This window comes from Archangium sp. Cb G35 (assembly GCF_001896145.1).
Lineage (GTDB): Bacteria > Myxococcota > Myxococcia > Myxococcales > Myxococcaceae > Archangium > Archangium violaceum.
In genome coordinates this window covers 210,102-221,969 of record NZ_MPOI01000009.1, presented here as the reverse complement: position 1 = coordinate 221,969, position 11,868 = coordinate 210,102, and the positions used below count along the sequence as shown (strand labels likewise).

Below are 11,868 nucleotides of genomic sequence, written 5' to 3'. Positions count from 1 at the left end.
CCGCGCGTCTCAGCCGAGCAGCGAGGCCACGATGGCCGGCCAGTCGGTGGTGGGAGGCAGACGGCCCTCGGCGTGCTCGGGGCGGCCACCGCCACGGCCACCGGCGGCCTCGGCGGCGCGCTTGAGGAAGGCCCCGCAGCCGAAGTTGGAATCACTGCCCCGGGTGATCAGCACCGACAGGCCCTCGGGGGTCCGGCCGGCGAGCAGCACCACGGCCTCGGGCCGGCTCGTCAGGCGTGTGGCGACGGAGCGCAGGTACTCGGGCGTGGCGCCGTCGAGCACCGCGACCACGGGCTTGCCGGGGGACTGCTCGGCCTGGGCGGCGAGCTCGGCGGCGGTGGACTCGGCGAGCTTCGCCCGGGCGGCGCCGAGTGCCTCACGAACCTCGGTCAGATCCCTCCGCAGCTTGTCCACGGATGCGGGCACATCCAGCGGTCCGCACGAGAAGCTCTTGCCGAGCGCGCGCAGGGTGCCGGCCTCCTCCCACAGCTCGCTCCGGGCGCGGCGGCCTGCGGAGAAGAGGACGCGCCCCTTGCCCTTGTTGCGCTCCACGCCGAGCACCCGCACCATGCCCACCTGCGCCGAGCGCGTGCAGTGGGTGCCACCACAGGGCGACACGTCGAAGTCACCCATCTGGATGACGCGGATGTTGTCCGTGACCTTGGGGGCGCGGCGCAGGGGGAGGGCGGCCAGCTCCTCGGGCGTGGGGAAGAAGGCGCGGATGACGATGTCGTCGTCGATGATGGAGTTGACCAGGTCCTCGGCCTCGGCGACGCGGCGCTCGTCGAGCACGTCCAGGTCCACGTCGATGGTGCACAGCGTCTCGCCCAGGCGCGAGGACACGGTGTGCGCGTTGGCCACGTCCACCAGCGCGCGCGAGAGCATGTGCTGGCCGGTGTGCAGCGCCATGTGGGTGCGGCGGCGGAGACGGTCGATCTCCCCGGCCAGCTCGGTGCCGGCCTCGGGGAGCGAGGCGCCCTCGGGCAGCTCCAGCATGTGGTGGACCACCCCCGCGTCATCCACCTGCACGTCACGGATGGCCCGGCCGCCGAGCACGCCCCGGTCGGCCATCTGGCCACCGGCTTCGGGATAGAAGGCGCTGCGGTCGAGCACGACGGAGGGAGCACCGTTCCACATGCCATGCGCGAGCACGCGCCCGGTGAACCGGAAGAGGAAGGGATCGCTGTAGTAGAGGCGCTCGGTGGGGGTCATGGCTCCGGGAGGGATAACACGGGGCGCGAGCCGGCGGACGAGGATGCTCGCCCGGCGGACGGGGGAGACCCCTGGGGCTACCTGGGCCCGTAGCGCGTCTTGAGCTCGGCCATGGACAGGCCGCTCCAGCGGGAAAGCAGCTCCACGACGTCCCGGGCATGCAGGAAGTGCAGAGTGTCTCCGGAGAACACGGAGAGGAAGACGCCGCCACAGTGGGGCAGTCTGGCGCCGCTCGACTCGAGGTAGTCCACGAGCCGGGGCAGGGTGTGGTCGAGCAGGAAGGAGCGGACGTTCCCGGCGGGCAGCACGAGCTCGTAGCTGGTGGCGCCGGAGAGCTCGTCTCCAGCCTCGGCGCGGACGCGGGCGATGGCCTGGTTGGCCTCCAGGGCGGGGGCGCGGTCGAAGGCGAGGCGGAGCAATTCGTCGGCGGCGGCGTCCATGCGTGGGCTCTCCTGCCTGGATTCCCACCATGGCCCTCCGGGAAGTGCAAGGGGAAGCCTCGGCGAGTGTCGCCGGGACGGGGGCGGACGCGGTGGCTGGCCGTCCCTTCCACGGGGGAGCGGGGCAGGGCCTGCGATGGCGGCCTCGCGTGGTTAGGCTCGTCCCATGGGTGACGTGGAACTCGCGGAGGCACTCCGGCGGCAGGGCATCTCCGACACGCGGGTGCTCGAGGTGATTCGGGAATTGGACCGGGCGGCATTCGTCCCGGAGTCGATGCGGGACGTGGCCGGACTGGACTCGCCACTGCCCATCGGCCATGGGCAGACGATCAGCCAGCCATTCATCGTGGCCTTCATGACGCAGGCGCTGAACCTCCAGCCCGGCGAGCGGGTGCTGGAGATTGGAACGGGCTCGGGCTACCAGACGGCCGTGCTCGCGCGGCTGGGGGCCGAGGTGTACACGATGGAGAGCCTCCCGGAGCTGGCCGGTCCGGCCCGGGAGCGGCTGGAGCGGATGGGCTTCAATGGCATCCATTTCCGGGTCGGCGATGGCTCGGCTGGCTGGCCGGAGGACGCGCCGTTCGACGCCGTCCTGGGCACGGCGGCCCCGGAGCGGTTGCCCCCGGCGCTCTACCAGCAACTGCGGCCGGGCGGCCGGCTGGTGCTGCCGGTGGGTCCGAGGCACGGCTCCCAGGAACTGCTCCGGGTCATCCGGCCCTCACGCGGGGAAGCTCCCCAAGTGGAGAAGCTGCTGGGCGTGCGCTTCGTGCCGATGACGAGCACGCCACCGCCTGGGTTCGTGCACTGAGGCGTTATCCGCTCGGGAACCGGGTTTCTCAATTCCTGTCAGACAGTTGGTGCGGCAAGCATTGTAGGTGGAACCCCGCGCGTGGGACGTCGCGGGGTTTGTTGTTTTCGCCATCCGGAATGGCTTTGTCGTTTCTGGTTTCTCAAACTTCTGGTTTCTCAAACTCCAAAAACATTGCGCGCTGAATTGAATTACATTTTGTTGACTACTTGTCCGTCGTTGAACTCGTGTGGTAAATGTGAATTTCCGGCAGTGCGTCTTGGGATTCGGGACACTGCGGCTTCCAGGGGGCACGCGCGCGAGCGCACCAATCGCCGGGGTTCACCCGAGTGAGCCGTGCCCCACACTGGCTTGCTCGTCTCAAGGAGTATCAATACATGAAGGACACGGCGTACCGGCCTGCCGGTAAGCGCGTACGGGCTTTGTCCACGCGCGCACTCGGAGTGGCTTGGCTTGCGACGACGCTGGCGTGCGGAGGCTCCGCGAAGGAGCCCAGCACCCAGCAGTCCGCGGGCTTCCGTTTTGACCCCTCACTCCACAAGGTGCAGATCAGCGCGGACAAGGCCGCTGCGCTGGAGGCGCAGGGAGCCTCGGTCCTCGCGGACTATGGTTCCTACAAGCTGTTGCAGGTGGATGACGCCACGCTCAAGCGGCTGCCCGCGCTCAAGGACGCGGAGCTGCGCGACGACTACAATCACATCCTGCTCAACTCGGGTGTGATCGACACCATGTCCGAGCACGGGCAGTCGCTGCGCGGCATGAGCAAGACGGCCGTTGGCAAGCGCTTCCACATCGTGCAGTTCGCCGGCCCCGTGCAGCCCGAGTGGTACAAGGCCCTCGAGGCCACTGGCGTCAAGGTGGTGACGTACATCCCCAACAACGCCTACCTCGTCTACGGCAACCCCGCCGCGATGAACTCGCTGGCGAAGCACACCGGCACGGCTTCCATCATCCAGTGGGATGGTGAGTACCTGGCGGACTTCAAGCTGCATCCGTCCGTCAACAAGATCGCCACGGGCGCCTACGCCATCCAGCTCGTCAAGGATGAGGTGACGAACGAGGAGACGCTGGCGCTCATCCGCAAGCTGCAGTCGCACGAGGCCATCGTCCGTAAGTCGATGGACTACGTGAACGTGGTGGCCTTCGTGGACCGCCAGGCGATCGATCAGCTGGTGCAGCGCCCGGACGTGCTGTCCATCCAGTCGCGCATCGAGCCCAAGAAGTTCGACGAGCGTCAGAACATGATCCTCGCCGGGCAGCTCTCCGGCACCACGCCCACGGGGCCGGGCTATCTGGCCTGGCTGGCGGCCAAGGGCTTCACCCAGGAGCAGTTCACCGCGTCCGGCTTCGGCGTGGACGTGAGCGACAGCGGTCTGGACAACGCCACGGCGACGCCCAACCACTTCGCCCTGTACGTCAACGGCGATGTCGCCAACGCCAGCCGCGTGGTCTACGCCCGTCTCGAGGGTACGCCGAACGCTGGCAGCACCAACCAGGGCTGTGACGGCCACGGCACCCTGAACTCCCACATCATCGGCGGCTACGTGGGCCTGACCGGCGCGCCCCACGAGGACACGGCCGGCTACAAGTACGGCCTGGGCGTGGCGCCCTTCGTGAAGCTGGGCTCCTCGGTGGTGTTCGATCCGGGCCGGTTCACGAGTCCCGACTACGCGAACCTGCAGTCGCGCGCGTACCGTGACGGCATGCGCATCAGCTCCAACAGCTGGGGCTCCAGCAGCAGCGCGTACACCATTGACGCGCAGGAGTACGACGCCCTCGTCCGCGACGCGCAGCCGGAAGGCTCCGCGGTGCCCAACCCGGGCAACCAGCAGATGATCATCGCCTTCGCGGCGGGTAACGACGGCCCGACGACGAACTCGGTGGGCAGCCCCAGCACGGGCAAGAACGTCATCACCGTGGGTGCCTCGGAGAACGTCCATCCCTTCGGTGGCGCGGATGCCTGCAATACCCCCGACGCCGAGGCGAACAGCCTCCTGGACGTGGCGTCCTTCTCCGGCCGTGGTCCCACGGATGACGGCCGCAAGAAGCCGGACATCATGGCGCCGGGAACGCACGTCTCGGGCGGTATGGCCCAGACGGATGGGCAGCGGGCCAACCCGCCGGCCCTCCCCAATGGCCAGGCGCTCTCCTGCTTCGACGCCTCCGGCGTGTGCGCGGGCTACAACAGTGACTTCCACCCGCCGGGCCAGCAGTGGACCTCGGCCTCCTCCGGCACCAGCCACTCCACCCCCGCGGTGGCCGGCGGCGCGGCCCTCCTCTACCAGTACTTCATCAATCAGGGCATGGCCCCGCCGAGCCCGGCGATGGCGAAGGCCTACCTGATGAACTCCACCCGCTACATGTCGGGCACGGGGGCCAACGACTCGCTCTACTCCAACAACCAGGGCACCGGTCTGATGGACCTGGGCATGGCCTTCGACGGCTTGCCCCGCATGCTGGATGACCAGAACCCGGACAACCTCTTCACCGCCACCGGCCAGACGCGCACCTTCTCCGGTGCCATCTCGGACTCGACCAAGCCCTTCCGCGTGACGCTGGCGTGGACGGACGCCCCGGGTTCCACCACCGGTAGCGCCTGGAAGAACAACCTGGACCTCACCGTGACGGTGGGCGAGAACACGTACAAGGGCAACGTCTTCACGGGTGCCAACTCCGTGACCGGCGGCACCGCGGACGTCGCCAACAACGTGGAGAGCGTCTTCCTGCCGGCCGGCACCGAGGGCTCGTACACCGTGACGGTGACGGCCACCAACATCAACTCGGACGGCGTGCCCAACAACGGCACGGCGCTGGATCAGGACTTCGCGCTCATCGCGTACAACTCCTGCAACCTGGCGCCCGCGACGCCCGAGAGCGTGACGGCCGCGGTGGCTGGTGACAACGCCATCGACGTGAGCTGGACCGCCAACGACGCGACCTCGTACAACATCTACCGGTCCATCACCCCGGGCGGGCCGTACACCCGCGTGGGCACCGCGACGGCGTCGCCGTACCATGACGTCGGCGTGTCCGGTGGCACGACGTACTACTACGTGGTGCGCGGCGTGAAGTGCGCCGAGTCGCCCCGGTCCACCGAGGTCTCCGCGACGGCCACGGGCGTGTGCACGCTGCCGCCCACCTTCGCCGGCCTCACCTCCGCCAGCAATGGCGCCGCCAGCACCTGCGCCAGCACCCTGAGCTGGTCCGCCGCCACGCCCGTGTGCGGGGGAGCCGTCAGCTACTCGGTGTACCGGAGCACCACCCAGGGCTTCGCTCCCTCGGCGGCCAACCGGATCGCCACCGGCGTGACGGGCACCTCGTTCGCGGATGACCTGAACCTGACGAACGGCGCCCGGTACTACTACGTGGTGCGCGCGACCGAGGTGAGCTCGGCCACGCTCGAGGAGTCGAACACGGTGGAGAAGGCGTCCGTGCCCACGGGCATCATCACCCCGGCCGTCGGCTTCTTCGACGACTTCGACGCCAACCGTCCCGCCAACGCCTCCGCGTACTGGACGCCGACGGTGCTCGCCGGCAACGCGGCCACGACGAACATCATCTCCGGTTGCCACTACCAGTCGGCCACCAACGCGTACCGCATGGGTGCGACCAACACGAGCTGCGGTGGACAGTACCTCGTCAGCCAGCAGCACGTGCTGGCGCTGGGTGGTAACGGCTCGACGGCGGGCATCAACGGCTTCGCCGTTCCGGCCACCGCCATGGGTCCCCAGATGACGTTCAACATCTGGTACGACTTCGAGACGCGCTACGACGGTGCCTGGCTCGTCTACAGCACCACGGGCGCCAGCGGTCCGTGGACCAACGTGTCCGACGCGGTGTCGTCGACGCAGCCGTACATCTCGGCGGGCGGCTACGACAACACGCTCAACAGCTCCTCCACCACGCGCATCTGGACCGGGAACAACGCGGGCGCCAACGGCTCGCTCAAGGCGGTCACCGTCAACCTCGACGCGCTGGCGGGCAGGACGGTGTGGTTCGGCTTCCGCATGCACAGCGACTCCACCAGCAATGGTGAGGGCTTGTACGTGGATGACGTGCGCGTCTCGGCGGACGCGGCGGGCACCTGCACCACGAACGTGCCGCCCGCGGGCCCTGCCGTCGGCTACAGGGTGGACGGGCTCGCCAACCTGGTGTCGGCGGGCAGGCCGGCCACCTTCGGCCTCTCGGCCGTTGACTCGGCGGGCGTGGTCGCCACCAGCTACACGGGCAGTGCGTCGCTGAGCAGCTCGGATGGCGCGGCGACCCTGCCGGCCACCGCGTCCTTCACCAACGGCGTGGCGAGCGGTCTGTCCGTCACCTTCGGTACGGCGGGCGTTCAGTCCATCCGCGCCACGGGCGTGGAGAACCCGGACCTCGTGGGCGGTGCCAGCACCAACGTCACCACCGCGAGCAAGCTGGTCTTCACCACCTCTCCGGCCAACACCGTCGCGGGCGTTGCCTTCGCCCCGAGGGTGGGCCTGGTGGACGCGTCGGGCACGGCGGTCACGTTGGGCTCGTTCAACGTCAACGTCTCCATCCAGAACAACGCGGGCGGGGGCACGCTGTCGGGCACCACGTCCGTGGCCATGGTCAACGGTGTCGCCAACTTCACGGGCCTGTCCATCAACAAGGTGGGCACGGGCTACACCCTGAAGGCGAGCGTCGCCGGCCTGGAGGATGGCATCAGCTCGGCCTTCAACATCACCCCGGCCGCGGCGGCGAGGCTCGTCTTCTCGACGCAGCCCTCCAACACCGTGGTGGGCTCGGCCATCACCCCGGCGGTGCAGGTGGCCATCCAGGACGCCCTGGGCAACCAGACCACCTCCACGGCCAACGTCACCCTCGCGCTGAACGCGAGTCCGACGGCCACCCTCTCCGGCACCACCACGGTGGCGGCGGTTGCGGGTGTGGCGACCTTCCCGGGTCTGTCGACGACCAAGGCGGGCTCCGGCTTCAAGCTGTCCGCCACCTCGGGCTCGCTCACCGCGGCGAGCAGCGATGCCTTCTCGATGATCGCTGGCGCTTCGTACCGGGCGGCCATCACCCGTCAGCCCACCAACGTGGATGCGGGTGCGCCCATCAGCCCGTCCGTCCAGGTCACGCTCTACGACGAGCATGGCAACCTGGCGACGCACTCGTCCGCGCCGGTGTCGGTGTACCTGGGCAACAACCCGGGGAACGCGACGCTGGGTGGCACCACCACCGTGAATGCCGAGGCGGGCGTGGCCACCTTCGACAACCTGACGGTGAGCCGTCCTGGCTCCAACTACACCCTGGTGGCCGGCACGAACGGCGTCTACCTGGGCACCAGCGTCGGCTTCGACGTGCGTGAGGGCGCGGCTTCGCGGCTCGTCTTCACCAGCACGCCGGCGGACAAGACGGCCGTGGGCTCCGCGTTCACGGTGCGCGTGGCGGTCCAGGACAGCGCTGGCAACCTCCTCACCAGTGCGACGCCCGAGGTGACGCTGTCGCTCGTCACCGAGTCGGGTGCCACCCTGGGCGGGACGAAGACGGTCACCGCCGCTGGCGGCGTGGCCACCTTCGGGGACATCTCCGTGGACAAGGTGGGCACGGGCTACGTGCTCCAGGCGGAGTCGGCGGGTCTCTCCTCCGGCACCTCCCCGGCCTTCAGCGTCGTTCCGGATTACGCCGGGACGGGGCGGCTGGTCTTCCGCGGTACGCCGGGCAGCGCCACGGCCGGGGACAACCTGGCTCCGATCGAGGTGGAGCTGCGTGACTCGCTGGGCAACCTGCTCACGGACAGCAAGGCCCTGGTGACCCTGGGCCTGGGGACGAACCCCGCCGCCGGCTCGCTGCTGGGCTCGGCGTCGGTGGCCGCGGTCAATGGCGTGGCCACGTTCGATGCACTCTCGCTGCGCAAGGCGGGCGCCGGCTACACGCTGGTTGCCGCGGCCGAGGGCTTCACGGGTGCGACGAGCGCGGCCTTCGCGGTGGCTCCGGGCGCGGTGGCCAGCTACTCGCTGGCGCTTCCCCCGAGCATCACGGCGGGCCAGGAGATCACGTTCTCCGCCACGGCGTATGACGCCTACGGCAACGTGGCCACCAACTTCTCCGGCCCCATCGCGGTGACGAGCTCGGACACGGCGGCGGTGCTGCCGGCCAACGTGCTCTTCGCCGAGGGTGTGAGCTCCGAGGTGAAGGTGACGTTCAAGTCGCTGGGCCTGAAGACGCTGTCCCTGGGCGAGGGTGCCCTGAGCAGCGTCGCGCAGACCAACGTGACGGCGTTCGCGCAGCCCACGGTGTCCATCACCAACCCCGCGGGCGGCACGGAGGTGTCCGGCAAGGTCACCATCACCGCCCAGGGCGCGGTGGCCTCCGGTACCACGCTGAGCCAGCTGTCCATCCTGGTGGATGGCGTGGTCATCGGCTCGGGTACGGAGAGCACGCTGTCGGCTGAGTGGGACAGCTCCGGCGCCACGGGCGGCAAGCACAGCATCACGGCCGTCATCACCGATGGTGCTGGCAACGTGGTGTACTCGGCCCCGGTGGGCATCAACGTGAAGGCCGAGGAGCCGGCGAGCTGCGGTTGCGCCGCCACCTCGGGCGCGGACGCGAGCCTGTACCTGGGTCTGTTCGCCCTGGCCCGGTACGTGTCGCTGCGCCGCCGCCAGTCGAAGAAGGCCGCCTGATGTGTGACAGGGTCCCGGGCGCCAGACGGCGCGCCGGGGCCAGGCCGGGCGGGGAGGTCTTCTCCGCCCGGCTGTCACCCAGACGAGCAGGTTGAAACGAACGCGCTGGTGTGGGTCAAACCCCGCCAGCGCGTTTTTTCATTGGGCGGGCGGGCGCGGGTGCATTGCCCGGGTGGAGCGGGGCCGCTAACCTCCGGATCATGATCATCTGCCCCGTGTGCGAGCACCAACAGGCTCAGGGCACCGAGTGTGAAGTCTGTGGGAAGAAGCTGTTCACGACCGCGCCGGTGGCGGTGCCGGTGACGAGGCTGGCCGAGCTGGAGCAGACGCAGCTGGCGGGAGGGCGCGCCCCGGTGCAGACCGCGGCGATTCCCGACCTGGAGCTGACGGCCCAGCAGGCGGTGCGGGAGGTCGCCGTGCAGCCGGTGCCCGAGCTGGACACGGGCCGTTCCGCGGCGGCGGGCAACGTCATGGTGGCGCCGGTCCAGGACATGGACACGGGCCGGGCGATGTCCGACGGGCTGAAGACGGCGGCGCCCACGGGTCCGGTCGTCTGCCGCTACTGCCGCAACGTGCAGGACATCGGGAACGTGTGCGATCGCTGCGGCATGCGGCTGCCCAAGGCGCGCATGGCGCGGCCCGAGGCGTCCGCGTCCAGCGGCCCGCCGCAGGCCGGTGAGCGGACGTCGTGCCCGAAGTGCCACACGCCGGGGTACGCGGGCCGGGCCTGTGTGACGTGCAGCACGATGATTCCAGCGGCGGAGTGAGCACCATGGGAACGCCTGCCTTTCACGCCGAGTACGCCTGCAGCGAGGGCTGTGGCTTCCGGGCCTCGTTGCTGGAGGTCGTCTACCGCTGCCCGAAGTGCGAGGGGCTGCTGGAGGTGGCGCACGACGTGGAGGCGCTGCGCTCGGTGGCCGCGGAGGAGTGGAAGCGGCGCTTCGAGCAGCGTTTCGGGGCCTCGCGGCTGCCGTACGCCTCGGGCGTGTGGGGCAAGCACGAGTGGGTGTACCCCCAGCTTCCGGCGGAGGACATCGTCTCGTTGGGCGAGGGGAGGGTGCCGCTCAAGGCGCTGCCGCGGATGGCGGCGGAGCTGGGGCTGGCGAGCCTGGACCTGAAGGAGTGCGGCGTCTCGCCGACGGGCAGCTTCAAGGACTGGGGGATGACGGTCCTGGTGTCCGCGGTGAAGCACATGCGGGCGAGGGGCGTGCCCATCCGGGCGGTGGCGTGCGCGTCGACGGGAGACACGTCGGCGGCGCTGGCGGCCTACTGCGCGGCGGCGGGGATTCCCTCGGTGGTGTTCCTGCCGAAGGACAAGGTGTCGCTGTCGCAGCTGGTGCAGCCGGTGGCGAACGGCGCGCGGGTGCTGTCGCTGGACACGGACTTCGACGGCTGCATGAAGCTGGTGCAGCAGGTGACGAAGGACTCGGGCCTGTACCTGGCCAACTCGATGAACTCGCTGCGCATCGAGGGGCAGAAGGTGGTGGCCATCGAGCTGTGCCAGGACCTGGGTTGGGAGCCGCCGGATTGGGTGGTGATTCCGGGCGGCAACCTGGGCAACGCGAGCGCGTTGGGCAAGGGCTTCGAGCTGATGCACGCGCTGGGGATGATCTCCAAGCGGCCGCGGATCGCGGTGGGGCAGGCGCAGCGGGCCAATCCGCTGATGCGCTCCTTCCGCGGAGGCTTCGCGGAGCTGGTGCCGGTGAAGGCGGAGAAGACGCTGGCGTCGGCGATCCAGATCGGCGCGCCGGTGTCGTTCCGGCGAGCGGTGAAGATGTTGAAGGCGTTCGACGGCGTGGTGGAGGAGGCGACGGAGTCGGAGCTGGCGAACGCGGCGGCGAGGGCGGACCGGGAGGGCACGTTCGCGTGTCCGCACACGGGCGTGGCGCTGGCGGCGCTGGAGAAGCTGGTGGCGCAGGGAGTGATCGCCCGGGGAGCGCGGGTGGCGGTGGTGTCCACGGCGCACGGACTCAAATTCCCAGACTTCAAGGTGGGGTACCACCGGAAGTCGCTGGAGGACGTGACGAGCCGCTACGCCAATCCCCCGGTGGATCTGCCCGCGAATCTTGATGCGGTGAGGGCCGCGCTGTCCGACCTATAGTGCCCCGCTTCACTCGTCGTCTCTTCAGGAGAGCGCATGAAGAAGTGGGTTGTCGGTATGGCCCTCGTTGTCTGTGGATGTGGCGGTAACAACCTGGTCGGTACGTGGAAGGGGAGCGCGTCCGGCTGGGATGTCACCCTGAACGTGAAGGATCAGGTCTCGAGCACCATCGTCGCCGTGACCGGGACGATGAGCACCAACAAGTCCGCCTGTTTCAACAACGCGCCCCTCAGTGGCACGCTGGCCGAGACGACCGTGGACTTCGGTGCGGTCGGGTCGGGCTCGGAGAGCTCGGCCACGGTCATCCAGATCGACGGCGAGTATGACGGCGACGAGATCACCGGTTTCTTCGAGGTGACCAGCGCCACCGAGGCGTGCGATGTGGCGCGGACCTCCATCACGCTGACGCGTCAGTAATCTTCGCTCCCAGGCCCTCTTCTCCTCTGGGGGAGAGGGTCGTGGCCGGGGTTTCTCGTCCCCCGGGTCGTGCAGTCCGGCGAGGTTGACCCGTGAATCCGCATGACTGGCATTGCCGGTAACGGCAGTCCCATGTCTGGAATCAGGGCGAGAGGGTGAATTTCAAACACGGTGGTTGTTGGGCTTCGCACAGGAATGTCAGTGCTGAGCAGGCGTGTGACGCAATTGTCACACCGGGCG

General features: G+C 69.2%; 7 protein-coding genes. 5 read left to right on the top strand and 2 right to left on the bottom strand.

The window, feature by feature from the left end; genetic code table 11:
- Positions 1-9: 9 nt before the first annotated feature.
- A complete protein-coding gene (locus BO221_RS27150) occupies positions 10-1,212 on the bottom strand; it encodes an alanyl-tRNA editing protein (RefSeq protein WP_073563430.1) in 1,203 nt (400 codons plus the stop codon).
- Positions 1,213-1,289: 77 nt separating this feature from the next.
- A complete protein-coding gene (locus BO221_RS27145; protein WP_073563429.1) occupies positions 1,290-1,652 on the bottom strand; it encodes an STAUR_1299 family protein in 363 nt (120 codons plus the stop codon).
- A gap of 166 nt (positions 1,653-1,818) precedes the next feature.
- On the opposite strand from BO221_RS27145, the gene BO221_RS27140 reads away from it, so the two are divergent.
- From BO221_RS27140 to BO221_RS27120, 5 genes are all read left to right on the top strand, one after another.
- Positions 1,819-2,460 carry a protein-L-isoaspartate(D-aspartate) O-methyltransferase gene (locus BO221_RS27140; protein ID WP_073563428.1) on the top strand — a complete coding sequence of 214 codons (642 nt, stop codon included), beginning with the start codon at positions 1,819-1,821 and terminating at the stop codon, positions 2,458-2,460.
- Positions 2,461-2,837: 377 nt separating this feature from the next.
- Positions 2,838-9,110 carry a S8 family serine peptidase gene (locus BO221_RS27135; RefSeq protein ID WP_083681412.1) on the top strand — a complete coding sequence of 2,091 codons (6,273 nt, stop codon included), beginning with the start codon at positions 2,838-2,840 and terminating at the stop codon, positions 9,108-9,110.
- Positions 9,111-9,310: 200 nt separating this feature from the next.
- Positions 9,311-9,877: a hypothetical protein gene (locus tag BO221_RS27130; protein ID WP_073563427.1), complete on the top strand. Its 567-nt coding sequence runs from the start codon at positions 9,311-9,313 to the stop codon at positions 9,875-9,877.
- Positions 9,878-9,882: 5 nt separating this feature from the next.
- Positions 9,883-11,211, top strand: a complete 1,329-nt coding sequence (gene thrC, locus BO221_RS27125; protein WP_073563426.1) for a threonine synthase — start codon at positions 9,883-9,885, stop codon at positions 11,209-11,211.
- 36 nt (positions 11,212-11,247) lie between these two features.
- The gene (locus BO221_RS27120; RefSeq protein WP_143195708.1) at positions 11,248-11,628 is read left to right on the top strand and encodes a hypothetical protein; all 381 of its coding nucleotides are present in this window, start codon (positions 11,248-11,250) and stop codon (positions 11,626-11,628) included.
- Positions 11,629-11,868: the final 240 nt, after the last annotated feature.

Excerpts from the sequence above, each read along its gene's own strand:
- BO221_RS27130 (WP_073563427.1), top strand. The coding sequence starts at position 9,311 with ATGATCATCTGCCCCGTGTGCGAGCACCAACAGGCTCAGGGCACCGAG.
- BO221_RS27135 (WP_083681412.1), top strand. The coding sequence starts at position 2,838 with ATGAAGGACACGGCGTACCGGCCTGCCGGTAAGCGCGTACGGGCTTTG.
- BO221_RS27150 (WP_073563430.1), bottom strand. The coding sequence starts at position 1,212 with ATGACCCCCACCGAGCGCCTCTACTACAGCGATCCCTTCCTCTTCCGG.
- BO221_RS27120 (WP_143195708.1), top strand. The coding sequence starts at position 11,248 with ATGAAGAAGTGGGTTGTCGGTATGGCCCTCGTTGTCTGTGGATGTGGC.
- thrC (WP_073563426.1), top strand. The coding sequence starts at position 9,883 with ATGGGAACGCCTGCCTTTCACGCCGAGTACGCCTGCAGCGAGGGCTGT.
- BO221_RS27145 (WP_073563429.1), bottom strand. The coding sequence starts at position 1,652 with ATGGACGCCGCCGCCGACGAATTGCTCCGCCTCGCCTTCGACCGCGCC.
- BO221_RS27140 (WP_073563428.1), top strand. The coding sequence starts at position 1,819 with ATGGGTGACGTGGAACTCGCGGAGGCACTCCGGCGGCAGGGCATCTCC.